This is a genomic window from Mesorhizobium sp. M0664 (assembly GCF_040320565.1).
In the GTDB taxonomy this organism is placed as follows: Bacteria; Pseudomonadota; Alphaproteobacteria; order Rhizobiales; family Rhizobiaceae; genus Mesorhizobium.
This window is the reverse complement of the sequence record NZ_JAMYPW010000065.1, coordinates 1-26,280: the sequence shown is the minus strand read 5'-3', so window position 1 is coordinate 26,280 and position 26,280 is coordinate 1. Positions and strand designations below refer to the sequence as shown.

Annotated in this window: 32 protein-coding genes and 3 pseudogenes; 21 read left to right on the top strand and 14 right to left on the bottom strand. The window is 63.5% G+C overall.

All coding sequences use genetic code 11. The annotated features are described in order from the left end of the window. Positions 1–133: 133 nt before the first annotated feature. Together NKI39_RS31915 and NKI39_RS31910 are read left to right on the top strand one after the other, a co-directional pair. Positions 134–778, top strand: coding sequence for an alpha/beta hydrolase family protein (locus NKI39_RS31915; RefSeq protein ID WP_352836883.1), 645 nt, complete (start codon positions 134–136; stop codon positions 776–778). Between the two features lie 9 nt (positions 779–787). Further along, a complete protein-coding gene (locus NKI39_RS31910; protein WP_352472106.1) occupies positions 788–1,558 on the top strand; it encodes an exodeoxyribonuclease III in 771 nt (256 codons plus the stop codon). Positions 1,559–1,597: 39 nt separating this feature from the next. Here NKI39_RS31910 and NKI39_RS31905 read toward each other — a convergent pair whose 3' ends face one another. Next, a complete protein-coding gene (locus NKI39_RS31905; protein WP_352836879.1) occupies positions 1,598–2,062 on the bottom strand; it encodes a GFA family protein in 465 nt (154 codons plus the stop codon). 153 nt (positions 2,063–2,215) lie between these two features. On the opposite strand from NKI39_RS31905, the gene NKI39_RS31900 reads away from it, so the two are divergent. The 3 genes from NKI39_RS31900 to NKI39_RS31890 all read left to right on the top strand — a co-directional run bounded on the left by NKI39_RS31900 (position 2,216) and on the right by NKI39_RS31890 (position 5,212). Beyond that, positions 2,216–2,515: a WD40 repeat domain-containing protein gene (locus NKI39_RS31900; RefSeq protein WP_352501204.1), complete on the top strand. Its 300-nt coding sequence runs from the start codon at positions 2,216–2,218 to the stop codon at positions 2,513–2,515. 361 nt (positions 2,516–2,876) lie between these two features. Next, positions 2,877–3,428, top strand: coding sequence for an isochorismatase family protein (locus tag NKI39_RS31895; protein WP_352472102.1), 552 nt, complete (start codon positions 2,877–2,879; stop codon positions 3,426–3,428). Positions 3,429–3,589: 161 nt separating this feature from the next. Further along, a complete protein-coding gene (locus NKI39_RS31890; protein WP_352836876.1) occupies positions 3,590–5,212 on the top strand; it encodes an ABC-F family ATP-binding cassette domain-containing protein in 1,623 nt (540 codons plus the stop codon). A 61-nt stretch (positions 5,213–5,273) separates the two neighbouring features. Here the strand turns inward: NKI39_RS31890 and NKI39_RS31885 are convergent, their stop codons facing one another. Further along, positions 5,274–5,705: an SAM-dependent methyltransferase gene (locus NKI39_RS31885; protein WP_023675692.1), complete on the bottom strand. Its 432-nt coding sequence runs from the start codon at positions 5,703–5,705 to the stop codon at positions 5,274–5,276. A gap of 491 nt (positions 5,706–6,196) precedes the next feature. On the opposite strand from NKI39_RS31885, the gene NKI39_RS31880 reads away from it, so the two are divergent. The 3 genes from NKI39_RS31880 to NKI39_RS31870 all read left to right on the top strand — a co-directional run bounded on the left by NKI39_RS31880 (position 6,197) and on the right by NKI39_RS31870 (position 8,918). Further along, positions 6,197–7,318, top strand: coding sequence for a KamA family radical SAM protein (locus NKI39_RS31880; RefSeq protein WP_502898643.1), 1,122 nt, complete (start codon positions 6,197–6,199; stop codon positions 7,316–7,318). 195 nt (positions 7,319–7,513) lie between these two features. Further along, positions 7,514–7,768 (top strand): exopolysaccharide production repressor protein, encoded by a 255-nt coding sequence (locus NKI39_RS31875; protein WP_352472098.1) that lies wholly within the window; start codon positions 7,514–7,516, stop codon positions 7,766–7,768. A 325-nt stretch (positions 7,769–8,093) separates the two neighbouring features. After that, positions 8,094–8,918 carry a hypothetical protein gene (locus tag NKI39_RS31870; RefSeq protein WP_352490956.1) on the top strand — a complete coding sequence of 275 codons (825 nt, stop codon included), beginning with the start codon at positions 8,094–8,096 and terminating at the stop codon, positions 8,916–8,918. A 219-nt stretch (positions 8,919–9,137) separates the two neighbouring features. On the opposite strand, the gene yghU is transcribed toward NKI39_RS31870, so the two are convergent. Both yghU and NKI39_RS31860 read right to left on the bottom strand, forming a co-directional pair. Next, the gene (gene yghU / locus NKI39_RS31865) at positions 9,138–10,025 is read right to left on the bottom strand and encodes a glutathione-dependent disulfide-bond oxidoreductase (protein WP_352453698.1); all 888 of its coding nucleotides are present in this window, start codon (positions 10,023–10,025) and stop codon (positions 9,138–9,140) included. A 43-nt stretch (positions 10,026–10,068) separates the two neighbouring features. After that, positions 10,069–10,275, bottom strand: a complete 207-nt coding sequence (locus tag NKI39_RS31860; protein ID WP_352836870.1) for a hypothetical protein — start codon at positions 10,273–10,275, stop codon at positions 10,069–10,071. Between NKI39_RS31860 and NKI39_RS31855 the strand changes: the two genes are divergently transcribed. Then, positions 10,274–11,179, top strand: coding sequence for a S1C family serine protease (locus tag NKI39_RS31855; RefSeq protein ID WP_023675699.1), 906 nt, complete (start codon positions 10,274–10,276; stop codon positions 11,177–11,179). The two genes, NKI39_RS31860 and NKI39_RS31855, sit on opposite strands and share 2 nt — an antisense overlap. Before the next feature lie 15 nt (positions 11,180–11,194). On the opposite strand, the gene NKI39_RS31850 is transcribed toward NKI39_RS31855, so the two are convergent. The 5 genes from NKI39_RS31850 to NKI39_RS31830 all read right to left on the bottom strand — a co-directional run bounded on the left by NKI39_RS31850 (position 11,195) and on the right by NKI39_RS31830 (position 13,113). Then, complete coding sequence (locus NKI39_RS31850) at positions 11,195–11,806, bottom strand: hypothetical protein (protein WP_352472095.1); 612 nt, start codon at positions 11,804–11,806, stop codon at positions 11,195–11,197. Positions 11,807–11,847: 41 nt separating this feature from the next. Continuing rightward, positions 11,848–12,045 (bottom strand): hypothetical protein, encoded by a 198-nt coding sequence (locus NKI39_RS31845; protein ID WP_352472094.1) that lies wholly within the window; start codon positions 12,043–12,045, stop codon positions 11,848–11,850. 209 nt (positions 12,046–12,254) lie between these two features. Beyond that, complete coding sequence (locus NKI39_RS31840) at positions 12,255–12,437, bottom strand: DUF3606 domain-containing protein (protein ID WP_023675702.1); 183 nt, start codon at positions 12,435–12,437, stop codon at positions 12,255–12,257. A gap of 11 nt (positions 12,438–12,448) precedes the next feature. Continuing rightward, entirely contained in the window at positions 12,449–12,757 is a 309-nt protein-coding gene (locus NKI39_RS31835) for a hypothetical protein (RefSeq protein WP_352472092.1), read from the bottom strand. Further along, positions 12,754–13,113 (bottom strand): hypothetical protein, encoded by a 360-nt coding sequence (locus NKI39_RS31830; RefSeq protein ID WP_352773097.1) that lies wholly within the window; start codon positions 13,111–13,113, stop codon positions 12,754–12,756. Before NKI39_RS31830 ends, NKI39_RS31835 begins: the two co-directional genes overlap by 4 nt. 226 nt (positions 13,114–13,339) lie before the next feature. Between NKI39_RS31830 and NKI39_RS31825 the strand changes: the two genes are divergently transcribed. Further along, on the top strand, positions 13,340–14,299 hold the full coding sequence (locus tag NKI39_RS31825; RefSeq protein ID WP_352465360.1) for a prohibitin family protein: 960 nt from the start codon (positions 13,340–13,342) through the stop codon (positions 14,297–14,299). A gap of 52 nt (positions 14,300–14,351) precedes the next feature. On the opposite strand, the gene NKI39_RS31820 is transcribed toward NKI39_RS31825, so the two are convergent. Next, complete coding sequence (locus tag NKI39_RS31820) at positions 14,352–14,918, bottom strand: RBBP9/YdeN family alpha/beta hydrolase (protein ID WP_352836866.1); 567 nt, start codon at positions 14,916–14,918, stop codon at positions 14,352–14,354. 112 nt (positions 14,919–15,030) lie between these two features. On the opposite strand from NKI39_RS31820, the gene NKI39_RS31815 reads away from it, so the two are divergent. Continuing rightward, positions 15,031–15,504, top strand: a complete 474-nt coding sequence (locus NKI39_RS31815; protein WP_352472087.1) for an Lrp/AsnC family transcriptional regulator — start codon at positions 15,031–15,033, stop codon at positions 15,502–15,504. Between the two features lie 5 nt (positions 15,505–15,509). On the opposite strand, the gene NKI39_RS31810 is transcribed toward NKI39_RS31815, so the two are convergent. Next, the gene (locus tag NKI39_RS31810; protein ID WP_502897310.1) at positions 15,510–15,986 is read right to left on the bottom strand and encodes an Lrp/AsnC family transcriptional regulator; all 477 of its coding nucleotides are present in this window, start codon (positions 15,984–15,986) and stop codon (positions 15,510–15,512) included. A 157-nt stretch (positions 15,987–16,143) separates the two neighbouring features. On the opposite strand from NKI39_RS31810, the gene NKI39_RS31805 reads away from it, so the two are divergent. Together NKI39_RS31805 and NKI39_RS31800 are read left to right on the top strand one after the other, a co-directional pair. Next, positions 16,144–16,896, top strand: a complete 753-nt coding sequence (locus NKI39_RS31805; protein WP_352836863.1) for a tryptophan 2,3-dioxygenase family protein — start codon at positions 16,144–16,146, stop codon at positions 16,894–16,896. A 268-nt stretch (positions 16,897–17,164) separates the two neighbouring features. Next, positions 17,165–17,596 carry a DoxX family protein gene (locus NKI39_RS31800; RefSeq protein WP_352836861.1) on the top strand — a complete coding sequence of 144 codons (432 nt, stop codon included), beginning with the start codon at positions 17,165–17,167 and terminating at the stop codon, positions 17,594–17,596. Between the two features lie 39 nt (positions 17,597–17,635). Here NKI39_RS31800 and NKI39_RS31795 read toward each other — a convergent pair whose 3' ends face one another. Both NKI39_RS31795 and NKI39_RS31790 read right to left on the bottom strand, forming a co-directional pair. After that, positions 17,636–17,941, bottom strand: a complete 306-nt coding sequence (locus tag NKI39_RS31795; RefSeq protein ID WP_352472199.1) for a hypothetical protein — start codon at positions 17,939–17,941, stop codon at positions 17,636–17,638. 292 nt (positions 17,942–18,233) lie between these two features. Next, positions 18,234–19,061, bottom strand: coding sequence for a class I SAM-dependent methyltransferase (locus NKI39_RS31790; protein ID WP_352472084.1), 828 nt, complete (start codon positions 19,059–19,061; stop codon positions 18,234–18,236). Between the two features lie 374 nt (positions 19,062–19,435). Between NKI39_RS31790 and NKI39_RS31785 the strand changes: the two genes are divergently transcribed. The 6 genes and pseudogenes from NKI39_RS31785 to NKI39_RS31760 all read left to right on the top strand — a co-directional run. After that, on the top strand, positions 19,436–19,840 hold the full coding sequence (locus NKI39_RS31785; RefSeq protein WP_352770646.1) for a hypothetical protein: 405 nt from the start codon (positions 19,436–19,438) through the stop codon (positions 19,838–19,840). Between the two features lie 3 nt (positions 19,841–19,843). Next, a complete protein-coding gene (locus tag NKI39_RS31780; RefSeq protein WP_352836858.1) occupies positions 19,844–20,248 on the top strand; it encodes a hypothetical protein in 405 nt (134 codons plus the stop codon). After that, positions 20,226–20,843: pseudogene (locus tag NKI39_RS31775) on the top strand (terminase large subunit domain-containing protein); the annotation flags it as partial. The gene NKI39_RS31780 and the pseudogene NKI39_RS31775, both read left to right, overlap by 23 nt. Positions 20,844–21,179: 336 nt before the next feature. Then, a pseudogene (locus NKI39_RS31770) lies at positions 21,180–21,929 on the top strand (phage terminase large subunit family protein); the annotation flags it as partial. A 21-nt stretch (positions 21,930–21,950) separates the two neighbouring features. After that, entirely contained in the window at positions 21,951–23,102 is a 1,152-nt protein-coding gene (locus NKI39_RS31765) for a methyltransferase (RefSeq protein ID WP_352836855.1), read from the top strand. Positions 23,103–23,105: 3 nt separating this feature from the next. After that, positions 23,106–23,378 (top strand): annotated as a pseudogene (locus NKI39_RS31760) (phage terminase large subunit family protein); the annotation flags it as partial. A gap of 16 nt (positions 23,379–23,394) precedes the next feature. Here the strand turns inward: NKI39_RS31760 and NKI39_RS31755 are convergent. Next, positions 23,395–23,685, bottom strand: coding sequence for a hypothetical protein (locus NKI39_RS31755; RefSeq protein ID WP_352690833.1), 291 nt, complete (start codon positions 23,683–23,685; stop codon positions 23,395–23,397). A gap of 131 nt (positions 23,686–23,816) precedes the next feature. On the opposite strand from NKI39_RS31755, the gene NKI39_RS31750 reads away from it, so the two are divergent. Both NKI39_RS31750 and NKI39_RS31745 read left to right on the top strand, forming a co-directional pair. Next, complete coding sequence (locus NKI39_RS31750) at positions 23,817–24,410, top strand: hypothetical protein (RefSeq protein WP_352836853.1); 594 nt, start codon at positions 23,817–23,819, stop codon at positions 24,408–24,410. 509 nt (positions 24,411–24,919) lie between these two features. Beyond that, positions 24,920–26,083, top strand: a complete 1,164-nt coding sequence (locus NKI39_RS31745) for an acyltransferase family protein (protein ID WP_352836850.1) — start codon at positions 24,920–24,922, stop codon at positions 26,081–26,083. The last annotated feature ends 197 nt before the right edge of the window (positions 26,084–26,280 follow it).

Here is a 26,280-nt window from a genome sequence, read left to right as displayed (position 1 = left end):
AGCGCCGAGACGGTTGAGGGGTGTTGGAAGAAATGAGGCGTCGGCGTTCCCTGGAACACCCCTCATCCGACCGAGCTTCGCTCGGTCACCTTCTCCCACAAGGGGAGAAGGGGTCACCAGCGTTGGAGTCCCCATGACAACCTTCCTCTTCGACGGCCCCGACACCGCCGCCATCACGGTCCTGCTCGCCCATGGCGCAGGCGCTCCTATGGACTCCCCCTCGCTGACAGCCACGGCAAAAGCGCTGGCCGAGGCCGGCTTCCGCGTCGCGCGCTTTGAATTCCACTACATGGCGGCTCGCCGCTACGGCCACCGCAAGCCGCCGCCGCGCGCCGAGACGGTTAACCCGGAATACGTCAAGGCGATCGCCGACCTCCGGGCGAAGGGCGTGAAGGGTCCGCTGATCATCGGCGGCAAGTCGATGGGCGGACGCGTCGCTTCGATGATCGCCGACGAGATGTTTTCGAATGGCGAGATCTCGGGCCTGCTTTGTCTCGGCTATCCCTTCCATCCACCGGGCAAACCGACGCAGCTTCGGACAAAACACCTCGCCGATCTCAAGACGCCGACATTGATCTTCCAGGGCACGCGCGACGAGTTCGGGACCAAAGACGAGGTCGCGAACTATGCACTGTCCGACGCAATCGAGATCTTCTGGCTGGAAGACGGCGACCATGATCTGAAGCCGCGCAAAAATATCTCCGGCTTCTCCACCGCCGATCATCTGAAGACGCTCGCTGATGCGGTGAAGGCGTGGACCGAACGCATCGTGCGCTGAAGCAGGCCGATGAAGATCGCCACCTTCAACGTCAACAACATCAACAGCCGGCTGCCGAACCTGCTCGCATGGCTGGCCGCCGCCAAACCCGACATCGCCTGCCTGCAGGAGCTCAAGGCGAGACAGACGCAGTTTCCGCGCACTGCGCTGGCGGCGGCCGGCTACGGCGCGGTTTGGGTCGGGCAGCCGACCTGGAACGGCGTCGCCATCCTTTCGCGTGGCGCAGAACCCGTTCTGACCCGCGAGGCGCTGCCCGGCGACGATAGCGATCAGCAGGCGCGCTACATCGAAGCTGCGGTCAACGGCATCGTCGTCGCCTGCCTCTACGCGCCGAACGGCAATCCGCAGCCCGGCCCGAAATTCCAGTACAAGCTCAACTGGCACGAAAGGCTGGAGGCGCATGCGGCGCAGTTGCTCGACACCGGCCTGCCGGTGGTGCTGGCCGGCGACTACAACATCGTGCCCGAGCCGCGCGACATTTACCCGACCCGCTCCTATGACGACAACGCGCTGGTCCAGCCGGAAAGCCGCGCATCGTTCCAGCGGCTGCTCGACCAGGGCTGGCTTGACGCGCTGCGCAAGAAGCACCCGAACGAGACGCTCTACACATTCTGGGACTATCGCCGCAACCGCTGGCCGCGCGATGCCGGCCTGCGCCTCGACCATATCTTGCTCAGTAAGAAGCTGTCGCGCCGGCTGGTAGCGGCGGGCATCGACCGCGACGTGCGCGGCGAGACCGGCGCCAGCGATCATGCGCCGGTCTGGGTGGAGTTGAAGTGAGGCACGGAGGCTGGCGCCGCCTTTCCGGGCGGCAACCAGTCAAGTTGGCCGCGCCGCTTCGCGGGCGAACGCCTCGATCAGAGGGGCGTATCCCTCGAGGTCGGGCTGCGTAGCGAAACTGTGGCTAGCGGCGGTCGAAGCCCAGGGCAGCTTTTCCGACGTGAAGACTTCGACGAAAGGCACGTACCATTGGTGCTGGTCCAGCATGGTCGCACGAACGTTGACGAAAAAGTCCAGGCCATGCGGGCGCGTGAACATCCAGTTCTTGCAATGCGGGCAATAGAGCTGCCGGTGCGGGCCGTGCAGGCCGCCGACCACCGGCTCGCCCTGGGTGACGGCGAAACCGTCGCTGGGCACGGCGATGGTCAGGGAATACGCGCTGGCGCTCAGCTTCTGGCAGCCGGCGCAGTGACACGCCATCGTCAGCAAGGGCGGGGCGCTGATGCGAAAGCGTATTCCGGCGCACAGGCAACCGCCGTCCCAAGGGAGCTTCCAATCGTCCATTGCTGGCCTCGCCTTAGCCTCTGCCAGCGATCTAGCGCGCGACCGGCCTCCCGGCAAACGCGGCGATGCCTGCGGCTGCTGCCGAAGGGCTGGGGTGGACTTGAGCCATCACCGACAGCCAGGCGCCGAGCGCCATCATTGCAGAGCGGATAGATGAACAGGTTTGCTGACAGGCTGCTTGCAGCCCTCATGATCGTGATCGGCACGGCTTGCTTCATCGAGGCGTATCTGGCGCTGGGCGAGGCGTGCTCGCGAGGTGCCGAACGGCCTCAGTTTCACCGCCGGCAGACCGGCAACCAGCTCGCCATGTTCGACAGCCAGTCCGGCCCGATCTATGCGGTTGCCTTTGCCGCGGGCGGCACGGTGCTGACCGGCGGCTACGACCGCAGCATCAGGGACTGGCCGGCTGGCGGCGCCGATAGGATGGTGCTTTTCGCCGGGGCGCCGGATTGATTGCGGGATATCCAATTTCGTCGCCGGGGCTTGGACACCCCACTGTTGCGCTGGGCAATCGCATTTGGATTCTTGCGAAGATGGACCCCCACCCTAACCCTCCCCACAAGGGGGAGGGAATGCTGCCGCGCGCCCTTACTTCCCCTTTGGCGCCGAAAGGCAGGCAATTTGCCGAGGTCAGTGCCAACGGAAGTCTCCCTCCCCCTTGTGGGGAGGGGTTAGGGGTGGGGTCCATCGTAGAGCGAAAGCCTCGGCTTTCCACCTGCGATAGCCCTGCCCCACGAGGGGGAGATCAGCAGCTCCAGCGTCGGCTTCGGCGCGTATACTTGACCCGCCTACCACCCACGCTATGCTCGCGTCCATGTCAGAGACCAGCCCCGCGGCCGCTGCGCCGCTCATCGTGATTGACCTTCAGACCGGCATGTTCGACGGTGTTGCCGAACCGCCGATCCATGATGCCGACGGCATCGTTGCCCGCACCCGCGCGCTGATCGAATGGGCGCGGCGCAGCGGGCGCAAAGTCGCCTTCATCAGGCATGACGGGCCGCAGGGCGATCCTCTGGCGCCGGGTGAGCCGGGCTGGCCGGTGTGGCCGGCGCTCGGCCAGGCCGAGGACGAGCCGACTTTCGCCAAGTGTGTCGGCGATGCGTTCAGCAATGCCGCCCTTGCAGAATGGGTGGCCGGGCAGGGCGCCGGCGAGGTCGTTCTGATCGGCGCGCAGACCGATTTCTGCGTGGCGGCCACGGTGAAGGGCGCCTTTGCAGCGGGCCTGGGCGTCACCGTGGTTTCCGACGCCCACAGCACGCTCGACGCGGCCAGCGAGACCGCCGCGGAGATCATCGCCCGGCACAATGCGGCATTTGCCGCCGCCGGGGTCAAGCTGGCGACGACAAAAGCCCTGACCGATAGCTGATCCGCCGGCTCATCCCTACGCCGTCAAAGCCTGATCCAGCCGGGAAGCAACTGGCGGGTTCAGACAATTTGGCGCGGGGCGCCTCACTACTGCGGGCTTCCGCCGGCGCGGTCTATCGCGTATTGGCGCAGGAACTCTCCTTTGGCCTTCCCCGGAAAACCATGATTCGTCTCGAAAGCATCAGCAAGCAGAACGGCAGGCAGATCGTCTTCATCGAAGCCTCCGCCGCGTTGCAGAAGGGCGAGAAGGTCGGGCTGGTCGGGCCTAACGGCGCCGGCAAGACGACGCTGTTTCGCATGATCAACGGCGAGGAGCAGCCCGACGAAGGCCAGGTCTCGGTCGATCGCGGCGTCACCATCGGCTATTTCAGCCAGGATGTCGGCGACATGGAAGGCCGCAGTGCGGTGGCCGAAGTGATGGACGGCGCCGGACCGGTCAGCGAAGTGGCGGCCGAGATGCGCGAGCTCGAGCACGCCATGGGCGACCCTGACCAGGCCGACCAGATGGACGAGATCATCGCCCGCTACGGCGAGGCGCAGCACCGCTTCGAGGAGCTCGACGGCTACGCGCTGGATGGCCGGGCGCGCGAGGTGCTGGACGGCCTCGGCTTCAGCCAGGAGATGATGGACGGCGACGTCGGCAAGCTGTCCGGCGGCTGGAAAATGCGCGTGGCACTGGCCAGGATCCTTTTGATGCGGCCCGACGCCATGCTGCTCGACGAGCCGAGCAACCATCTCGACCTGGAAAGCCTGATCTGGCTGGAGCAGTTCCTGAAGAACTATGACGGCGCGCTGCTGATGACCTCGCACGACCGCGAGTTCATGAACCGCATCGTCAACAAGGTGGTCGAGATCGACGGCGGTTCGCTGACTGCTTACTCCGGCAACTACGAATTCTACCAGCAGCAGCGGGCGATTGCCGACAGGCAGCAGCAGGCGCAGTTCGAGCGCCAGCAGGCGATGCTGGCCAAGGAGATCGCCTTCATCGAGCGCTTCAAGGCGCGTGCCTCGCATGCCGCCCAGGTACAGAGCCGGGTGAAGAAGCTGGACAAGATCGACCGGGTCGAGCCGCCCAAGCGCCGCCAGAAGGTATCGTTCGACTTCCAGCCGGCGCCGCGCTGCGGCGAGGACGTGGTGACGCTGAAGAACGTGCACAAGGGCTATGGCAGCCGCTCGATCTACGAGGGATTGGATTTTCAGGTGCGCCGCCGCGAGCGCTGGTGCATCATGGGCATCAACGGCGCCGGCAAGTCGACGCTGCTGAAGCTGGTCGCTGGCGCTTCCGAGCCGGACAATGGCACGGTGGCGCGCGGGCCCAGCGTCAAGATGGGCTATTTCGCCCAGCACGCCATGGAAGTGCTGGAGGGCGAGCGCACCGTGTTCCAGACGCTGGAAGATGCGTTTCCGCAGGCCGGCCAGGCGCCGCTCAGGGCGCTGGCCGGCTGCTTCGGCTTTTCCGGCGACGAGATCGAGAAGAAATGCCGCGTGCTGTCGGGCGGCGAGAAGGCGCGGCTGGTGATGGCGCTGATGCTGTTCGATCCGCCCAATTTGCTGGTGCTGGACGAGCCGACCAACCACCTCGACATCGCCACCAAGGAGATGCTGATCACGGCACTGTCGCAGTACGAGGGAACCATGCTGTTCGTCTCGCACGACCGCCATTTCCTGGCGGCGCTGTCGAACCGGGTGCTGGAACTGACGCCCGAGGGCATCCACACCTATGGCGGCGGCTATACCGAATATGTCGAGCGCACCGGGCAGGAGGCGCCGGGGTTGCGGAGCTGAGGCCGGCTCTGCCGCGCACGGTCACGTAGACGCTCGATTCCGGGGGCCAAGCACGAGGTGCTCAGCCATGTATCGCAATTTCGCGCAGCGGATCGCCGCCGTCGATGAACAGCCGGCCTTGCGCGGTCAACGCCGCCTTGAGCCGTCGCAGGGCAATTTTTCCTGCTTCGGGATGACGCCCGTCCAGCGCGCCGACGCGCACCGCAACGGCAATGTCGAAGTGCTTCTCATCGGCCTCCAACTCGAAATCCTCGATGGCGATCTGGCGAAGGCTCAGCCGGCCTGCCGCAATCTCGGCGCGCGAGGCGGCCCCGGCCTGCGCGATGGCCTTGGCTGAGCGGTCGATCGCCAGCACGTGCCCGCCGCCGATCCGGCGCGCGATCTCGCGCGCTGCAGCACCCGGTCCGCAGCCGATCTCCAGCACTCGCATGCCCTGCCGCAAAGGCAGCGCATTGACGATCTCCAAAAGCCTTGGCGACAAGTCGTTCGCCATACGCTGTTCTCCAGCTTTTTCACAATCCGAGATTAGCGACCGCGGCCGGCGACGGGAAGGCCGAGAGACGCGGGCATCGCCGATGTGTTCAGCTGGCATGTTCAGCTGGGTGCTGCTTGAGCAGGGGGCATGATCGACATCGAAGAGGCCGACGATCCGGTCTCGACCGCGGGCGACCGGGCGGGCCCGAGCGGCCCGGCGTCGTTGACCTGAGGGGTAGGGAGGGAACTGGCGCCGAGCCTAACCGGTTGGGGGGTAGATCACCGGCCGTTTATGTGTATACGCTCAAGCTAATATAAGAGCAAGCTAATGTTTTGCGTCAGCGATGTTGGACGATTGTTCTGATCATGGCCGGTTGTGGCTTCCTGCCGCGCCCTCCAATCCGGCCAAACACCGCTTATTGCCTTCAAGTCCTGGCTTCAATGCTGTACCCCGGCCCGAAATTCAAGGAGCCTGCGATGACCTCACATCCCGACATCCCCGACGCCAGCATGGCGGTCGATGCGGCCGGCGTGGCAGCCGATGACCGGCGCGCTCGCGAGGCGGATGCCGCATGGCGGGACGATGTTCGCGAGGGCGTGCGGCAGGTAGGCGATCTGGATTCGCTGCCGCTGTCGCCAGCCGAGCGGGCGGCGGCCAAAGCCGCGGCCACGCGCCACAAGGTTCGCATTCCCAAGGCCTATCTCGACCTGATCGACTGGAACGACCCCGCCGATCCGATACGGCTTCAGGTCATCCCGTCGCCCGACGAACTGGCAGAGCAGGAGGGCGAACTCGACGATCCGATCGCCGACCACGCCTTCAGTCCCGTGCCTAGATTGACGCATCGACATGCCGACCGGGTTCTGTTGTTCCCGACCTATCAATGCGCGGTCTATTGCCGGTTCTGCTTTCGCAAGGAGCAGCTGACCTCGATCGGCCGGGGTTTTTCGCGCGAGGCGCTGGAGCCGGCCTTCGCCTATATCGCGGCCCATCCGGAAATCCGCGAGGTGATCCTGACCGGCGGCGACCCGCTGTCGCTGCCGGACAGGGCGCTGGCGGAAATCCGCGCCCGTGTCGAGGCGATCCAGCATGTGCGGCTGTTGCGCATCCACACTCGCGTACCCGTCGCGCTGCCGTCGCGCGTCACCGGCGGGTTGATTCAAGCCTTGCAGGGCCGGCTGATAGTCACTGTCGTCACCCATTTCAACCATCCACGCGAAATCACGGAGGCGACCGAGCGGGCCTGCCGCACGTTGCGGCAGGGCGGCTTCGTGCTGCTGAACCAGAGCGTTCTGCTGAAAGGCGTGAACGATACGGTCGAGGTGCTGGAAGAGCTGTGCCGCGAGCTGATGTATCGCCTTGGCGTCAAACCCTATTACCTGCACCACGGCGATCTCGTGCGCGGCATGGCGCACCGGCGCACCACGATCGCCGCGGGCCAGGCGCTGGTCAGCGCCTTGCGTGCGCGCCTGTCGGGCATCTGCAATCCCGTCTACGTGCTGGACCTGCCGGACGGCGGAGGGAAAGTCCCGCTCGGCCCGTCCTATCTCGAGGCGCGCGAAGGGGAGACGTGGCGAATACGTGGGCTTGATGGGGCGGTGAGGGCGTATAGGGAGGTTGCTGGGGAGTAGGGGACGCGCAGCCGCTGTCCAAGCCAGCCCACCTTGGTGACCTGACATGCAGCCCTTCATCACGGAAGCATGCGTTAACTGCTGTTCTATTTGGTGCTTGCGCAATTGCTAAAATAGTGAAAACGTTGGCCCGGGGTAATGGGTTAGGGGAGTTCGTCCCGGCTGTTGCGAGTTTCGGGGCGGCGCAGAAAAGTCATGAACTTTCCACAGTTCCTGGTGGGGCTGACCACCACATCGTCCATCGTGGCGATCTCGACTTACTTTGCGACGGGTTCAATCTGGAAGACGCTGGCCTGGACGATCTTGACCTTGATCGTCATGCAGGTTGGATATTTCCTGTTCGTCGTCCGGTTGATCTACGGATCCGGGGCGAAAGGCGCGGCGGCAAAGCCGCGGCGTCTGAGGGCTGTGCCGCCGAACCGTCGAGGTCGCATTCAGCTTATGCAGTAATGTCCCATATAGATATCATGGTCTAGACAGGACATGTTCGGTTCTGGGAATGTGCGTTGGACGTTCCGCTAGTTTAGCCAACTAATATATATCGCCCAACTCATATCGTCGTTTTTGGGCTAGCGGGAAAACCTGCCTGCTGCTTGTACGACTGTGCCTAAGGCCACATTTTACAACCGGCTGGCAAGCTCCCTTTCGTTGATGCAGCCTAAATCCGGCTGGTGTTTTCGATGGGCGGTTGAGGCTATAAAGCCGTTCACCCGGGCGGCATCGAGATGCATTTCGGCCGGTCGAGAGGGTTGTGGTGATCGACGGAACGCCAAACGTGATCTTGCTGATCGGCAGCGCCCCCGATGTCGTGCGTTGCGCCGCCTGGCCCAAGCAGGCCTTCGGCAAGATCGTCGCCATCAACAACGCCTGGCGCGTGCGGCCCGACTGGGATTTCCTGGTCCATGCCGGCGATTTCCCGGCGGAGCGGATGCCGCAAGGCGGTCCCCTGCAGCAGGCGCAGATCTTCAGCGCCTCGCATTACGTGCCGGCGCAAAACAGCTTTGGCGGCTTCGTCTATGCCGGGGGCACCATGTCGATGACGGCGGCCTACTGGACGATCCACAGTCAGAAGCCGGACGTGCTGGCATTCCTTGGCTGCGACATGATTTACGACCAGCCCGGCAACACGCATTTTTACGGCGTCGGCCGCGCCGATCCGCTGCGCAACGACGTCACCCTGCGCAACCTCGAGGCGAAGTCGGCCCGCCTGCTCATCCATGCGCTTCGGCGCGGCTGCCTGTGCGTCAACCTATCCGACCTGCCGCGCAGCCGGCTGGTCTTCCCGCGGCTGACGCTCGATGAAGTCGGCGCGCTTTCTTCCTCGCGGCTTTCGGAAATGAAGGCCGAGATGCTTGCCGGCCTGCGGCTCGATCAGGCGGAGGAGGCCGACAGGATCGAGAAGGAACTCGGCTATTTCTTCGAGGACGGCATGTACTGGAAGCACCTCGAAAAGCTCGACGAGAAATTCCTGGCCAACATCGACCGGCTGTGGATGGCGGCGGTGAAGGCGAGCTTGAGCAGTCGGCCGAAGCTGCCGATCTCCCCCCTTGTGGCAGGGCAATCGCATTTGGATTCTTACGAAGATGGACCCCCACCCTAACCCTCCCCACAAGGGGGAGGGAATGCTGCCGCGCGCCCTTACTTCCCCTTTTGGCGCCGAAAGGCAGGCAATTTGCCGAGGTCAGCGCCAACGGAAGTCTCCCTCCCCCTTGTGGGGAGGGGTTAGGGGTGGGGGTCCATCGTAGAGCGAAAGCCTCGGCTTTCCATCTGCAATAGCCCTGCCCATTGTGGGGGGAGATCAGCAGTTTCAGTCGTCCGCTTAGCTTTTGGCCGCCGCGAGCTTGTCTTGCGTCTTGGTCTCGAAATCGCTGGCGTCATGGCGCTCGTGCAGCTGCATCGAAGGCTCGCCGAAGGTGCGGTTGACCATGCGGCCGCGCTTGACCGCCGGCCGCGCGTCGATGGCGTCGGCCCAGCGCTGCACGTTCTTGTACTGCTCCACCTGCAGGAACTCGCCGGAATCGTCATACATACGGCCCTTGGCCAGCCCGCCATACCAGGGCCACACCGCAATGTCGGCAATCGTATAGTCGCTGCCGCCTAAATACTCGCTTTCGGCGAGGCGTCGGTCGAGCACGTCCATCTGCCGCTTGGTTTCCATGGCGAAGCGGTCGATGGCATATTCGATCTTCGTCGGCGCATAGGCGTAGAAATGGCCGAAGCCGCCACCGAGATAGGGCGCCGAGCCCATCTGCCAGAACAGCCATGACAGCGTCTCGGCGCGAGCCGGCTGCTCCGTCGGCAGGAATTCGCCGAATTTTTCGGCGAGGTAGAGCAGGATCGAGCCGGATTCGAAGATGCGGACCGGCTTTTTCCCACTGCGATCCATCATGGCCGGGATCTTCGAGTTGGGGTTGACCTCGACGAAGCCGCTGCCGAACTGGTCGCCGTCGTTGATCCTGATAAGCCAGGCGTCGTATTCGGCGCCGCTGTGGCCGAGCGCCAGAAGTTCCTCCAGCATGATCGTCACCTTGACGCCGTTCGGTGTCGCCAGCGAATAAAGCTGCAGCGGATGCTTGCCGACCGGCAGTTTCTTGTCGTGCGTCGGGCCCGCGATCGGCCGGTTGATGCTGGCGAAAGCGCCGCCATTTGCCTTGTTCCAGGTCCAGACTTTTGGCGGCGTGTATTGGTCCGTTGCGTAGTCGTTCATTTGGGAGGCCTTTGGAAGGGTTGGGTTGGGAGGATATCAGATATCAACGTGGGCAATGGCGGAGGAACTTTGCATAGGGCAGCTTGGGATAGCCGTAGGTACAGATAGGGCTGCCGGCGCTGTTGCAAAACCCCGGCGCGAACGGCGCGGCGCCGGTCCACGCCAAAGCCGGCGCCACCTCTTGCGCCTGATCACCTGCGCCATACTTATAGCCCATATCAGCTGCGAACATTGCCAGGAACCAAAGCATGAATATCGAACCCCTTTTGCGATCCATCGTGGCCGTCCGCGCCACCGTGCCAGAGGACGCCTTCACGGCAAATACACTTGGCACCCGCCGCGAGGGCAGTGGCGTGGTCATCCGCGGCGACGGGCTGGTACTCACCATCGGCTATCTCATCACCGAGGCCGAGGAGGTCTGGCTGGCCGACCAGGACGGGCGCGTCGTTCCCGCCCATGCGCTCGCCTACGACCAGGAGTCGGGCTTCGGCCTGGTGCAGGCGCTGGCGCCGCTCGGGCTGCCCGCCATTGCGCTCGGCGATGCGTCCAGGGCCAAGATCGGCGATCCCGTCGTGCTCGCCGACGGCGTCGGCCGCTCCGTGCGGGCGCGGATCGTCACCAAGCAGGAATTCGCCGGCTATTGGGAATATCTGCTCGACGAGGCGATCTTCACGGCGCCGGCTCACCCCTCATGGGGCGGCGCCGGCCTCATCGGCGCGGATGGCAGGCTGCTCGGCATCGGTTCACTGCGCCTGCAGATGAGCCGCAACGGCGAGGTCGCCGACATCAACATGGTGGTGCCGATCGATCTTCTGCCGCCCATCCTCGACGATCTGCTGACGCGCGGGCAGGTCGCCAGGCCGCCGCGGCCGTGGCTCGGCGCCTTCTCGGCCGAGAGCGACGGCAAGGTCGTGGTGATGAGCGTCGCCGAGGGCGGTCCAGCCGCCCAGGCGGGCCTTCGCCAAGGCGATGTCATCTCGGATGTCCGCGACACGGCGGTCGATGGGCTTGCCGATTTTTATCGCAAGCTTTGGAAGAGCGGCCCGGCGGGTGCCGAGATCCCGCTCCGGGTGCTGCGCGATGGCCGCGAAACCTGGCTGCGCGTCAAGTCCGCCGATCGCAACAGCCTGCTGTGGAAGCCGCCGCTGCAGTGAGGCAACTGAAACCTCTCACTCTCCGCAAGCGCTGAAGCCAGTGCCCGGGGTCCATTCCGCAAATGGGATGACCTTGCCTTCGACCGATACGGTCGCTTGCCTGGTGCTGCCGTCCGCCAGCTTCTTGCTGCTTTTGCCCTTGCCGGTCAGCACATTGTAGTCGCAGTCGCCGGCAACATTGTCGTCCATGTAATCCCAATAATCGTAGGCAAAACCGGCGACGACGAACGTGCCGTTGCGCCAGGCGAGCGTCAGCGTCTTATTGGTCCGCTCGCTGCCGATCTCCATCGCCGGAACATAGAGCTTGATCGAACCGTTGGGGAGCGCGGTGAGTTCGGGCTCGGTGTCGGATGTGGCGGGGCCCGGCCGGTCATAATCCTTCCATTCGCCGTAAATCTGTTCATGCACGACCCCGGCAGGTTTTAGAAAATCGCCATCGCGATCCTTGAGGAAAAAATACATGTCCATGGGATGGCCGGGCTCGGTCTCCACGATCATCGCCAGATCGGCGGCGCCGTCGCTGTTCCAGTCGCCGGTCGCCGCCGTGATGATCTTCTGCGTCTCGATCGGTTCTGCCAGGGCGGCGGCCGGCAGCAGCAGGACCAGACCGAATATTGTCGATCGCATGTAGATCCCCTCGCGCTTGGGCAGGCCTGAGAGCATGCTTCTCAGGAGGCCCGGCTCTGCCGCGTCTCGGAACGGCTCGTCTCGTTGAGCAGCCGGCAGAGCGAAACCGCTTCACGACGGCTCAGGCCGATCAGCGCGATTTGCGAAAATTGCGCCGGCAGATCGTGAACGATGTCCCACACCATCCATCGGCCGTTCGGCTCCATGACACATTCGTAGCGCAATAATTGTTCCTGCATCCGACCCCCCGGCTTTGCTCATCGGACTGGTACAGCGTCGAGGTAAATGAGTTGTTGCGCCGCGAGAGTATTCCGCGGCTGTCAAAACCAGGCGTTGAATCCCCACAGGGGCGAACCCGACAGGTCACGGCTGACGGTGCCGATACTCTCGACAAGGCGGCAGGGCAGGGACGCTTCCGGCGTGAACGGCGGCCACCGCTAGAATTGGATCAGGCGTTGCGGCTCGCCATATGCGCGTCGAGCTTCCTCCTCGAGGGGCCGTAGCGCTTGATGATGGTCGCGGCCTCGCTTTGCGGTATGCCGTATTTGCGGGCAAAGGCAGCGACCTCGTAAGGCTCTTCGCCTGAGACCAGTTTGCGATCCTGCTTGGTCTTGGATTTGTCGTCGGCCATGGCGTCCTCCATCACATCTGGTCGTTATAGGGCTCCTTTGTCCGGCCGACCATCCTGGCCAGTTCGGCAAAGGACGGTACGCCGGTTTCACCCTGGGCATTGTTGGCCGCCTGCAGCAGCCTGAGCGGAAAGCAGACGGCGTCGCGGTTGGATGGCGACATGTCTTCATAGAGACGCTCCTCGCTGGTCATCGCCGCCTCGGCCCGGCGCAACGCCATGTCGACCTCGTCGACCGACAGCAGGCCCTTGTGGACCAGCGCGTTGTTGACGGCCGCGATCGCCATCATCAATCCTTCGAGCTGAAGATTGGCGACGTTCATCGTCTTGCGTCCTTGCCGGGCTTCTTGGCGGTGGCCTTGCCGTCTGGCCGGATCGCTGCGCGCGGCGGGTTCTGGCCCTCCGAATGCAGGGTCCTGTCATCGAAATCGTCAGCCGGCCTGGTCAATCCCATGCCGCCGGGAGGTGGCTTGTTGCCGGCCGCATCCTGCGAAAATTCGTCGGCCGCGTCGGGGCTCGTCTTTGCCGGATATTTCCTCGCTCCGGTCTCGTAGCGGTTCGGGTCGTCGGCCATGTCCTGTGCTCCCGTTGCAATGAGCAGATAACTTTCATGCGGCGGCAGCGGTTCCGTGGCGAAATCGACCTTGCCGGTGCGCAAGCCTTCGCAATCTGCGACCACGACTACGAGGATTGCCCGAAGCGCAGAACCGATGCCGGACGGCAGAAGCAGACGCCAGGCAACGCGTCCCAGCCCGCAGCCGCGGCTGCAGGGGAAATCGGCTAGCCACCCTGAACCACCCGCCGGTCCGGCCGGCTGCCCCGAAGGTCTTTCCATATCCAGAGGATTGCAATGCCGCCACTATTGTGGGCAAAAGCAGCACGGGCAATCAGGTTGGGGTGGGGTGATGACCGAAACGCAAGGCAATTCAAGCCGTCCGCAGGGCAAGCCGGGGATGGCATCGGGGTCGATCGGTTCCGGCCTGATCGCACTTGTCATCGTGGCGCTCGGCGTCTTTGCGCTGTTTGGATCCTGGTACACGATCGATCAGGGCGACCGCGGCGTGCTCTTGACCAACGGAGCGCTGAGTTCGGTCGTTGATCCCGGACTGCATTTCAAGCTGCCGTGGTTACAGCGTGTCGAGAAGATCAGCCTGCGCCAGCAGGTGCTCAAATGGGGCTGCGAGAACCAGAACGATTGCAGCGGCCTGCCGGCCATGCAGGCCTATTCGCGCGACCAGCAGCCGGCCGACATGCGCGTCACCGTCAATTTCCACGTGCCGGCCGCCGAAGTCAGCAACGTCTACACCAATTATGGATCGATCGAGGCACTGGCCGACCGTGTCATTGCCAGGAAGGCACCGCAGGAGATCAAGACGGTGTTCGGCCAGTACGACGCGGTGTCGGTTATCCAGAACCGGGCGAAGTTCAACAAGGACGTCGCCGAGGCCATCGCGGCGGTAACCGACGGGCCGGTGATGATCGACAGCGTGCAGGTCGAGAACATCGACTTCTCCGATGCCTACGAGCAGGCGGTCGAAGCCAGGATGACGGCGCAGGTCGAGGTGCAGAAGCAGGAACAGAACCTGCAGCAGGAAAAGATCAAGGCCGATATCGCCGTCACCCAGGCCAAGGGCCGCGCCGACAGCGTCAAGGCCGAAGCCGAGGCCAGCGCCTACAAGACCAGGGTCGAAGGCGATGCGACCGCGGGCGCCATCAAGGCTCGCGCCGCCGCAATCGCCAACAATCCGCTGCTGGTCGAACTGACCAAGGCGGAGAGGTGGAACGGCGAATTGCCGAAGTCGATGATCCCGGGCTCGACCGTACCGTTCCTCGAACTCAGCACGCCTGCCGCAGCATCGAACTGAGGCGCGGCGCAAGCCAGATCAGGGCGCCGGCGCGATAGCCGTCCTGGTGCGGTTACGGCTGAAGCACGGCGCCTCGGGCGATTGCCTGCGTTTGACCTAGAAAAGCTGTCAGCAGCTCCATTCCCGCCGGCCAGTCGCCGAGCCCGCTGTCGCCATTGATGTGGCCAAGCGGTCCGGCGACATGGAGATCGCTGCCCCATCGCTCGGATTTCGCCCTGGCATAGTCCAGCGAGCCGTAGGGATCGTTGGTGCTGGCGACAATCAGCGACGGAAAGCGAAGCCGTTGTTGCGGTGCGTCGGCGAAGGCCCGGGCGGAGGAGGGGAAGGCCGGCGACGCAGGGTCCGGAACCGCGACCAGCAACGCGCCGCCGATAGAGCGGCGGGAGATCCGCTGCCAGTGTACGACGAGCAGACAGCCGAGGCTATGGGCGACGAGCACCGGCGGTGTCCTTGCCTGGCATACAGCGGTTTCCAGCGCAGCCACCCAGTCGTCGAGGTCCGGCGCGTCCCAACTCGCCGGGTTGAACCGCCGCATCGCCGGGTTTGCCTGCTGCCAACGTGTCTGCCAGTGGGCTTTGCCCGATCCGCCGATGCCCGGCACAATGATGAAGTCGGTCATGCGAAGCCCTTCTTTCCTGATGCAGCGCGTGCAATTCTAGGTCTTCTCCCAGGTGGCGGAATGAGAGATCATCGGAAAGCAGCGACGAAATCCGATGGATTAAAGGGCGATCATGCGGAACGGCGATTATCGGCCAAGGCTCGACCCCACCGATCTGGCGATCATTGAGATCATGCAGGAGGATGGCCGCATCGGCATCTCCGAGCTTGGCCGCCGCGTCGGACTGTCCCAGCCCGCCACCTCGGAACGGGTGAAGCGGCTGGAGGAGCGCGGGGTCATCACCGGTTACAAGGCGGTGATCAATTCGGCAGCGCTCGGGCTCGGCACCATGGCGGTCATCCGCCTGCGCACCACGCATGAGCATATCCAGGCCTGCCTGAAGAAGTTCGCCCAATTGCCGGAGGTGGTCGAGGTGCTGCGGGTGACCGGCGAGGATTGTTTTCTGGTCAAGGTCGTGGTCCCGTCACCGCCCGATCTTGAAAGCATCGTCGACAGCATCGGCCGGTACGGCACGGTGACGACAAATGTGGTTCTGCGCGCCGAGCAACCGAAGCGGCTGGGACGCGAATTGATGACCAGGGCCTGACCGGTCTAACGCTTGGTCTGCGTATGCCCGACGGCATTGGCGAACGAGATGCCGCCCTTGATCTCGCGCATCGCCATCGAGGTGATCGTGCGCCGCACGCCGGGCAGCCGGCTGAGCTCCTCGCGCAGCATCCTGTCGAGCGCCATCATGTCGACGGTGACGATCTGCAGGAGATAGTCGGCCTCGCCAGTCGTGGCGTGGCAGCGGCGGATCAGCGGATGCTTCTGCACTGCCGCCTCGAAGGCGTCCGACAGTTCGAAATCGATCGACACCTGGATAAAGGCTTCGATGCCGAAGCCGAGCTTGGCCGGGTCGATCCGGGTCGAGTAGCCGCGGATGACGCCGGCATCCTCAAGCGCCTTGACCCGCTTCCAGCACGGCGTCTTGCTCAAGCCGACCTCATCGGCGAGCGCGGCAAAGGAGATGCGGGCCTCGCGTTCGAGCGCCGCGACGATCTTCCGGTCGACCGCATCCAGCATCATTCGTTCTTCCAATCTGCTTCAGCGATAATTTTCGTCCTTCGTTTCCCGCCAATCGAATAACAGAAAGGGACAATGTTCGGCAAGAAAGCGATTAGACTCGAGGGACCGGGATCCAACAAGCGCCTGCGGCCCAACGGCCGGGGCAGGGAGCATGGCCATGGACAAGCAGGATTATTATGCCCGCATCGAAACGCCTGAGATGCGCGACTATGGCGTCTACCTCAAATGCGACAGGCTGCTTGCCTGCCAGAAGCCGCTGGCCGAGATGGTCAATGCCGACGAGCTGCAGTTCCAGATCGTTCATCAGGTCGAGGAGCTGTGGATGAAGCTCATCGCCTATACGCTGGTCGATGTCGTTGATTTCCTGGAAAAGCAGGACACGCATCGCATCGTCACGCTGATGGGGCGCGTGCATCGGCTGATCCGGCTGATGACGGCGCAGCTCGACCTGCTCGAAACCATGTCGCCCAAGGAGTACCAGCAGATCCGGCTGCAGCTCGGCAATGGCAGCGGTCAGGAATCGCCGGGTTTCAAGCAGCTGCTGCGTCTGCCGCCCGATCTGTGGCGGGCCTTCAAGGCGTCGTACCTCGACGACCGCGGCCTTTCGGTCGAGGATGTCTACGATACCGGCTACGATCACGGCGACAGCTATGTCGTTGCCGAAGCGCTGATCGAGTTCGACGAGCTGTTCCAGAAATTCCGTGCCAACCACCTCTATCTCATCCACCGCACGATCGGCCTCGGCGCGAAATCGCTGAAGGGCCGGCCGGTCGAATTGCTGGAAGCCGGCGCCCGCCACCGCTTCTTCCCGGAACTCTGGGACATACGCTGGGCGATGACCGACCGCTGGGGCAGCCAGTATGGAACGGTACGCGAGCCGATCAGCAAGCCGGGGGTCAAGGTGGGGTAGTACAACCTTCCTTCTCCCCTTGTGGGAGAAGGTGGATCGGCGCGCAGCGCCGAGACGGATGAGGGGTGTTGGACGGAGTGCCGCCGGCGCCAAGCTGGAGCACCCCTCATCCGTCGCCTTCGGCGACACCTTCTCCCACAAGGGGAGAAGGGAAGGCGCCACTTTGGTGCCGGCGCTTGTATCTCTCAGGTTTTTCGGGGGATGATGTCGGGCTTGCGGCTGGTGGTGCGTCCTTGGGGCACAACCATCGCAACTCTGGGAGGACATCATGACCTTGGAAACCGCTCAATCATCCGTTCAGTCGCCGTGGCAGACCGCGGCAATCCTTATCGCCCGCCTGATCTTTGCCGCCGTCTTCCTGATGGCCGTGATCTTCAAATTCGTCGATATCGGCGCCACCGCCGGCTATATCGCGGCGGCCGGGTTTCCATTCCCGCTGTTCCTGGCCTGGTGCGCAGCCCTGCTCGAGGTCGTCCTCGTTCTATGCTTCTTGACCGGCGCCTTCTTCTCATGGGCAGCACTCGTCGCCGGCGCCTATGTGCTGTTCCTCGGCTTTGCCTTCCACGGGCCGTCGCACTGGGCCGGCAACCAGGCGGAGTTCGGCTTCTTCGTCGATCACTTCACCTTCCTGGCCGGGCTGCTGTTTGCCGCCGTGCACGGGCCGGGCCGCGTCCTGGCGCTGAGGCTTGGCAGGGGGTGATGCCAAAGCTTGCTGCGGCGGTCATCCTCGGTCGCCGCGTCACATCTGGTCGTTGTAAGGTTCCTTGATCTGACCGACCATGCGCGCCAGTTTCGAGAAGGACGGCATGTCCGTCTCCGGCTGACATTGATTGGCCAACTCCAGCAACCGGATCGGGAAGTTGACGGCATCGCGGCTCGACGCCGACATGCCTTCGGACCTTTCCTCGTTGGTCTCGCTGGCTTCGGCCTTGCGCAAGGCGATGTCTATCTCCTCGACGGAGACCACGCCCTTGCGGACCAGGACCTGATTGATCGATGCGATGGCCATCAGCAGGCCTTCGAGTTGCAGATTGGCGACGTTCATGGCTTTTGCTCCCATTGGCTGGGGTTCAAACGCGCGAATGCCTGTTCTGATCCGCGGCTGCGGCTGCTCGTCGGCCGGTGAGATGCCTCGGCAAATGGAGGAAGCGCCAATTGCCGATGCTGCGTTCGCGCCCACAAAGTGGCTGGCGGGCAACGCGAGGCGCCGAAGAGAAATTCGGTTTTTTGTCGGCGCGCCACATTTTGTTCTTGCTTTGTGCCGGCAGCTATGCTACTAATTTGGGTATGGTGCTAATTGGCTCCAACGACCCGCCCGCCGAGGCGGGTTTTTGTTTTCAGGCCGGTTTGGAGACGATCACGGCGAGCGAGGCGAGCTTTCCGTCACTCAGGCTTCGGATATAGTTGCGGCGGCGCTGCAGGAATTCCGCGCCCATGACGACTTCATTTGCCTGCTGCTGCGCCGGCGAGGGCACGATGCCGGAATTGGCCCTCTTCAGCGCCAGCTCAACATGTTCGCCGGTTTCGTCGACGATTTCGTCGATGCGAAATCCGGCATCGACAAACAGGGTTTTCAATTTTTCCCGATCGGCGAGGTGGCTGGTCGCCGCAGAAACCGCCCAGGGCATGGGATAGTAGGGCTCGCCGCCGGCGAGCACGGCTTCGGTCCAGATCAGCCTGCCTCGCGGTTTCAGCACGCGCCAGGCCTCGTCGATGACCGCGGCTTTGTTCTCGATGTTCATGCCCACATAGAAGCAGATCGCCGCATCGAAGGTGCTGTCGCCAAAAGGCAGTTTCGTTGCGTCGGCCTGATGGAAGCGAACTTTGTCTGCCAGTCCGCTGAGTGCGGTCAGTCGGCTCGACGCGGCGACAAAGGCTGGTGTCAGGTCGATGCCGTCGACCTCGCAGCCATAGGCCGAGGCCAGAAACCTTGCCGGCCCGCCAATGCCGCTGCCGATATCCAGGATTCGATCTGTCGGCGAAGGAGCAAGACGGGCCGCATGCTCCTGCGTGGCGGTCAGTTCGCGGCCATGGAACTGATCGAACGGATAGAGTTGCGCGGCCGCGAGTTTGCCGGCCGGGTCGGCGTCCGGGATCGCGGCCAATATGCGATCGACGATGCCGTCGCTGCCCTCGCTGCCGTAGTGACTGGTGACATTGCCCATGACGCGTTCCCCTCAAGCGCAACCACCATCCCATCAACGCAAGTCTCACGCAATGCCCCGCCTTTTTCGCCCCTCTTTCCATCCGTTCACCGACGGGGATGCGAGGTCGGCAGCGCATTTTTCTGCCACCGCGCCACATTTTGTTCTTGCTTTGTGCCGGCAGCTATGCTACTAATTTGGGTATAGTGCCAATTGGCTCCAACGACCCGCCCGTCGAGGCGGGTTTTTCATTTCGGGCTCCTGTTCGACCGAATGTTGCGTGTGCTGCCGAGGTATGTCGGCGCGAATGAACGCGACCGACTATCCCGGTCCGCAATCACCTATCGTCCATAGATTTCCCAACGCGCCCGTGCGCCCATTTCAGAGAACACCCCATGTCCAACCGTTACGCCACCATCATCACCGACGATGACGGCCGCGAGGTCGTTAGCGCCATTGGCGAGTTTGCCGGCGCCGCACCCTACGCACGCCATGGCCGCTTCGAGCAGGTCGCCGCCGGCGTGCGGATCGGCATGGTGCGCGGCGGTACCGTCGATGCGGTCGGCGGCTTCGGCTTCCCGTCGGAAGCACTCGACGGCAACGCGGTGGCAATTCTCAGGGCAAGGCTGAACGCCTTGCCTGACGCCGGTGCGATGAAGCCCGGCACGACGACTGATGCGAAACCCGCAAGCCAGCCGCGGAAGCCGAAGTCGGCACTCGCCGGCAAGAAGGCCAGGCCGCGCAAGCGCATCGTGCGGCCAGGCAACAAGAAGCCGATGTCCGCCGGGACGGCGGAGTAGGGCATGGCCAAGGCTCCTTCCGCCGGCGATCCCCAGCCGCACGATCAAGCACCCGGCAAGCCCGGCCGAACCAGGCGGCCGAAGAAGACGCTGGCCGACGGCTTTCTCGAAGCGATCCGCGCCGATTTTCGCGCCCATGGCGCCGGCGTCATCGCCGAGGTGCGCGCCGAAAAGCCCGACCAGTACCTGAAGCTCGTGCTGTCGGTGCTGCCCAAGGATATTAGTGTCAACATCAACAATCTGGATGCATTGAGCGATGACGAAATCAGGCAGCGCATCCGCGGCCTCGAAGCCGTCCTCAGGCCGATCCTCGAGAAGCCGGGCTTCGCAAAAGGCCTCGCACAGCCGGGCGGCAAGGACGGAATATCTCAGCCTGCTGGCGGAGATGGACCGCAGGCGCCGCACTAACCAGCTTGCCGCCTATCGGCCTTATCCCCGACAGGCCGAGTTCCACGCCGCCGGCGCGACCAATCGCGAGCGCCTGTTCATGGCCGGCAACCAGCTCGGCAAGACCAGGGCCGGCGGCGCCGAATGGGCGATGCACCTCACCGGCCGCTATCCAGATTGGTGGCAAGGCAAGGTTTTCGATTGTCCGGTTCGGATGTGGGCGGCCGGCGTCACCGGCGAAAGCACGCGCGACAACCCGCAGCGCATCCTGATCGGCCCGCCGCAGCAGCAGGCGGCCTGGGGCACCGGCATGATCCCGGCCGACGCCCTCGTCAGCACGATGGCGGGACGGGCGCCGGGCGCGCTCGACAGCGTCGTGGTGCGCTGGGGCGGCGGCGGCGATGTCCAGGCCGGTGAATCGGTGTTGTCGTTCAAGAGCTACGAGAAGGGCCGCGAGAAATGGCAGGGCGAAACGCTGCACGGCGTCTGGTTCGACGAGGAGCCGCCGCTCGACATCTATTCCGAAGGGCTGACCCGTACCAACGCCACCGGCGGCATCACCATCGTCACTTTCACGCCGCTGCTCGGCATGAGCGATGTGGTGCTGTTGTTCTTGTCGGCGGAGGAGGTTGGAGGGATGGGGAGGGGGTGAGGCAAGTTCAGGAAAGAAGCATTCGCTCCTCTCATCCGTTGCGTTCCTTCGCGCCCCCCTCTGTCCTGCCGGACATCTCCCCCACGAGGGGCGAGATTGGCAATTTCACCGGCCGCGCTTTGCAGTCGACGTTGGAGGTTGGCGAAAGCTGGAGTGGCATCCGATCTCCCCCCTCGTGGGGGAGATGTCCGGCAGGACAGAGAGGGGCGCTGTCCCGCCATCGGAAAGTTCCTTGTCAAACAACATCATCCGTCCAGCGCCTGCCACTACGATTCAATGCCGCGAGGGCGCACAATGACCCGTCACGTCACCTTCATGACCATCGACGATGCCGAGCACTATACGCCGCAGCAGCGCGCCGAGATCGTTGCCGCCTATCCGGCGCATGAGCGGGAAGCCAGGGCAAAAGGCATTCCGGTGCTCGGCTCCGGCCGCATCTTTCCGGTGGCCGAGGAGCTGATCGCCTGCGAACCGTTCCCGCTGCCGCGCTATTGGCCGCGGCTGGGTGCCCTCGATTTCGGCTGGGACCATCCCTCGGCGGCTGTCGAGCTCGCCTGGGATACGGAGGCCGATGTCGTCTATGTCACAAAGGCCTGCCGGGCTTCGCAGCAAACTCCGGCCATGCAGGCGGTGACCTTGAAACCGTGGGGCGATTGGCTGCCATGGGCATGGCCGCGCGACGGCCGCCGCGAGACGCTGGAAGGTGCCGGCACCGCACTGGCGAAGCAATATTCCGCACATGGGCTGAACATGCTCGCCGGCCATGCGCAGTTCGCCGACGGTTCGGTATCGGTCGAGGCCGGGCTGATGGACATGCTCGACCGCATGCAGAGCGGCCGCTTCAAGGTGTTTGCGACGCTTTTGCCGTGGTTCGAGGAGTTCCGGCTCTATCACCGCAGGGACGGCCAGGTGGTGAAGCTGCGCGATGATTTGATGGCGGCGACGCGGTATGGCGTGATGATGCTGAGAGAAGCGCAGGTCGACCCGGCGGTGTTCAAGGCGGCGCGGCGGAAGGCCGGGCAAGCCGATCCGCTGGGGGCGTTTCGGTGAGGAAAATCGGGGAGGCAGGCAATGCGCTCCGGCTCCGATTGGAAAACTGTAGTGAACGTCCGTGGACGTGGTGTAGCATCGAATGATCCCGCTCAAGGGACGCATCGGCGTGGCCTCACGGGGGCATTCGCCGATAGGGAGGATCAGATGCAAAACGGAATTTCTCCAGACCACATACTGCAAATTGGCTTTGGGTTCTGGCCAGCCAAGACATTGTTGAGCGCCGTGGAACTGGGACTCTTCTCGCTGCTTGCGGACGGCCCCAAAACGGGCCTCGAACTGCAAGGCGCGATGGGGCTGCATCCGCGCGCAACGTATGATTTTCTCGACACCCTCGTCGCGCTCGGATTGCTGCAGAGGGACGGCGCCGGTGAAACCGGCAAATACGGCAATACGCCATCAACCGCGCTGTTCCTGGTCAAGCGGAGCCCCCAATACATCGGTGGAATCCTTGAGATGGCGAACGCACGACTGTATCGGTTCTGGGGCGATCTCACACCGGCATTGCAAACCGGAAAGCCTCAAAACGAGATCAAGGAGACAGGCAAGTCGATGTTCGGCGAGCTCTATGCGGACCCGGCGCGCCTGGAGCAGTTCATGGACGCGATGAGCGGCATCTCCATGGGCAATTTCACGGCGTTTGCCGAGAAATTCGACTTTTCCAACTATAAGACGCTGGCCGATATAGGCGGCGCAACCGGGCAGCTTTCGGCCATCGTCGCGGCGCGGCATCCGCACATGCAATGCCGGACGTGCGATCTCGCCGATGTGCAGCCGATCGCCGAACGGCGCTTGAGGGAGCGCAATCTCGGCGGCCGGGTCATCGCCGAGGCGATCGACTTCTTCGCGGACGAATTCCCCAAGGCGGACATCATCACGATGGGAATGATCCTTCACGACTGGAATCTCGAGAACAAGAAAATGCTGATCGCCAAGGCCTATCGTGCATTGCCGACCGGCGGCGCGCTGGTCGCCATCGAGAACATCATCGACGATGAACGCAGGCAAAACGGCTTCGGTCTCATGATGTCGCTGAACATGCTGATCGAATTTGGCGAGGCGTTTGACTTCACCAGCGCCCAGTTCACCGAGTGGTGCAAAGAGGCAAGGTTTAGTCGCTGCCAGATTATTCCGTTGGCGGGACCTGCAAGCGCAGCAGTGGCTTACAAGTAGAGGCTCGGCACCCGCGCGCAGTTCGCCGACGGTTCGGTATCGGTCGAGGCCGGGCTGATGGAGATGCTCGACCGCATGCAGAGCGGCCGCTTCAAGTTCGAGGAGTTCCGGCTCTATCACCGCAGGGACGGCCAGGTGGTGAAGCTGCGCGACGAATTGATGGCGGCGACACGCTACAGCGTGATGATGCTGAGGGAGGCGGCAGTCGACCCGGCGGTGTTCAAGGCCGCGCGGCGAAAGGCCGGGCAGGCCGATCCGCTGGGGGCGTTTCGGTGAGGAAGCGCCGAAAAGCTTAGCCGGGCTCCTTAGCCCATTCGCCGCCGCTGCCATGATAGGTCTCTGCGGAGAGCAAGAAAACCTGTGCGCAGGTCGTGCACCGAAAGCGGTAACGAAGCAGATCGTCCCATGGTCCATCCGGGTTGAGATCCGAAAACGGGATGACACTCGACATAGGACCACCCGGTACTTCCTGCAGAATACCGTCGCGTATGGCCTCTTTGGCCATCGTGATCGCCGCCGCGAGACGACCGGTGCTAAAGATCGTACGGGTCTCCTCGATCGGCGCGCAGTTACTACAAGTCATGCGCTTGTTCCCATAGGTACATCCACAAGTCACAGGCCAAGGAAATCCAGACGGCAAAGAGAGTCAATCTAGCTTGGCGCCTCGTTTCCCTAGGGCTCTCCGCTTCGCAGCGTGCCGGAAAGTGACCCAACATGATCCTCCGCATCATTCCCGCCACTTTGCGCGACCTCTCCTACATCGCTGCCAACCTCCGGCTCGAGGACCGGGCCGAGATCGATTGCCAGTTCGACCACTGGTCGCCGGCGCTGCTGGCGCTGACGGCGCTGCAGGGGTTTGCCTATGTCGCCGAGCTCGACGGCAATCCGGAGGCCGGCTTCGGCGCTGCCGAGCAGCGCAGCGGGCTGTGGATCGCCTGGAGCTGGGGCACGCGCCGCATGAGGCGCTGCGTCCCTGGGATTACGGAATTCTTTCATGCCGTGCTCGGGCCTGAAGTTGCCGCGCGCGGCGCCTGGCGTGTCGAGGCCCGCGCCTTGGCGGCCAATCAACTAGCGCTGCGCTGGCTTGCCCGGCTGGGCGCGACGCAACGCTGCCGCCTGCCGGGCTATGGCCGGAACGGCGAGGATTTTCTGCTCTACGACTGGACAAGAGCCTCTCACTTTGGAGAAAACCATGTGCCTTTTTCAAAAGCCGCCGGCGCTGAAGCCGTTGCCACCGACACCGACCATTGCCGACAAGGACGTACAGGCGCGCGAAGCCGCCTTGCGGGCCCAGCTTGCGGCCAATGACGGCACTGCCGGCACGGTGAAGACCGATCTGTCGCCCAGTGAGCTCACCGGCCAGCGCCGCGTGCTGCTGGGGGTGTGACATGGGCGCCATGAGAAGAGTGTTCCGCAACCGCGTGCTCGCTTGGTGGTACTGGCGCCGGCATGCAAGGTTGAAGAAGAGATAGACGGGAGCTTGCCTGCCGGGATCGCGTAAGCCGCGATCCTTCGCGCCCCCCTCTGTCCTGCCGGACATCTCCCCCTCAAGTGGGGAGATTGGCAGCTTGGAGGACAGCGCCTTTTCTGCATCCCTCGAAAATTGGCGAAGACCGTGATGACAGCCAATCTCCCCACTTGAGGGGGAGATGTCCGGCAGGACAGAGGGGGGTGTTCAAGTGCATGCCTCTACAATTGCCCTGCGGTGTTCCGCGTTTTCCGTAACAGCCGAGCGCAAATCGTGTTCCTTCCGCACGGTTGACATTCCTCCCTCAGCCGCCATGCTGCATTGCAACATGGCTACCGAGGAGTTCGGCATGACAGAAGCCCGGTCATCGCGCATCGAGTGCCTGGACGGGCTTCGGGCGCTTGCCGCGATCTGGGTGCTCATCGGACACTGCTTGTTGTTGACCGGCTGGCAGATTCCTATTCTTGGCGAACCGGACCTCGGCGTCGATCTGTTCATCATGCTGTCCGGCTTCCTGATGGTGTTCCACTACCAGCTGCGCCAGGACAAGGAGCCCTGGCAAAGGCCGGAAACCTGGCTGAAATTCTGGACCCGCCGCTATTTCAGGATAGCGCCGCTGTTCTACGTCATGCTGTTCGTTGCCCTGGCGCTTGGCCCCTATCTCTACGGGTCGAGAATGATCATCGACGAGTTCCTGCTGCGGTCGCCGCAGGCGCCCGAGCGTTATCTCGACAGCGGCCTGAAGAATATCGGCGCCCATCTGCTGTTCCTGTTCGGCCTGGTGCCGAATTTCGCCTATCGCACGCCGCTGCCCGATTGGAGCCTGGGCTTGGAGATGCAGTTCTATGCGCTGTTCCCGGCCATTATGCTGCTGGTGCGCAGGCTTGACTGGCTATGGGCGGCCATGCTGGTCGCGGCGATCGGCAGCGCGATCGTGTTCTTGATGGGACAATTGTCGGTCCACTTTCCGATGCCGTCGTTCCTGCCGTTGAAGATGCAGATTTTCCTGTGCGGGATGCTGCTGGCGGGCGTCGTCCATCAAAGGCAGAAGCGGCCTTTCGTGCATCTGGCACTGGCCATGCTGCTGGCGGCGCTGCCCTTCGGCGGCGGCTATGGGCTGAGCAAGCTGTTGATGCGGGAAGCGCTCGTCCTGGGGTTCTTTGCCCTGGTTCTCTACCGGATGCTGCCGGGAACGATGGGCATCGTGGCCAGAAAGATCGCCATGACGCTCGCCAACAGGTTCTTTCATTTGATGGGTGAGCTTTCCTTCAGCATCTATTTGATCCATCTGCTGGTTCTCCAGCCGGTCGCGGCTCTGGTCATCACCCAGTTCGGCCACGAATTGTCGGCGCCGCTGCGCTTTGCGATCGTCACCGTCGTCGTCTTGCCGGTGGTGTGCCTGCTGTCCTGGATCACCTACACGCTGATCGAAGTACCCGGCCAGAAGATGGGCCGTTTCGTGGTGCAGCGCTTTGGGCGCAAGGCTGCGCTGGAGACGACGCCGGCGGAATAAGGCGCTTCCAATCTCCCCCCTTGAGGGGGAGATGTCGCCGAAGGCGACAGAGGGGGTCGCCGATCCACGCGAGACGAGCCCCTCTGTCCTACCGGACATCTCCCCCTCAAGTGCAGGGCTATCGCATATGAGTGATGGCATTGATGAGATAGTCGTCGTTCCAGGCGCATTTCTTGATGCGATGGCTGATGGGAACT